The organism is Microtetraspora sp. AC03309, assembly GCF_020826795.1.
Taxonomy (GTDB): Bacteria; Actinomycetota; Actinomycetes; order Streptosporangiales; family Streptosporangiaceae; genus Microtetraspora; species Microtetraspora glauca.
Genome location: NZ_JADDIL010000362.1, coordinates 1 through 608, shown reverse-complemented (window position 1 = coordinate 608; position 608 = coordinate 1). Strand labels below are relative to the sequence as shown.

The following is a 608-nucleotide window of genomic DNA, read 5'->3' as shown; positions in this document are numbered from 1 at the left end:
ACATGCGCACCATGCGTTTCCTGCCGCCGGAGAAGCAGGCCCGCAAGGCCCGCGAGACGCTGGAAGTGATTGCGCCGCTGGCCCATAGGCTCGGCATGGCGACGGTCAAGTGGGAGCTAGAAGACCTGTCGTTCGCGATCCTGCACCCTAAGAAGTACGAGGAGATCGTGCGACTGGTCGCCGACCGGGCACCGTCTCGCGACACCTACCTGGCCAAGGTGCGCGCCGAGATCGGCGTGGCGCTGAGCGCGATGAAGATCAACGCGGTGGTCGAGGGCAGACCCAAGCATTACTGGTCGATCTACCAGAAGATGATCGTCAAGGGCCGCGACTTCGACGACATCCACGACCTGGTGGGCGTGCGGATCCTGTGCGACGAGATCCGGGATTGCTACGCCGCGGTCGGTGTCGTGCACTCGCTGTGGCAACCGATGGCGGGCCGCTTCAAGGACTACATCGCCCAGCCGCGTTACGGTGTCTACCAGTCGCTGCACACCACGGTCGTGGGTCCGGAGGGCAAGCCGCTGGAGGTGCAGATCCGCACCCGCGACATGCACCGCACCGCCGAGTACGGCATCGCTGCGCACTGGCGCTACAAGGAAGCCAAG

General features: G+C 65.0%; 1 pseudogene. It reads left to right on the top strand.

The features are described from left to right. Nucleotides 1-608: pseudogene (locus tag IMZ11_RS43350) on the top strand (GTP pyrophosphokinase); the annotation flags it as partial.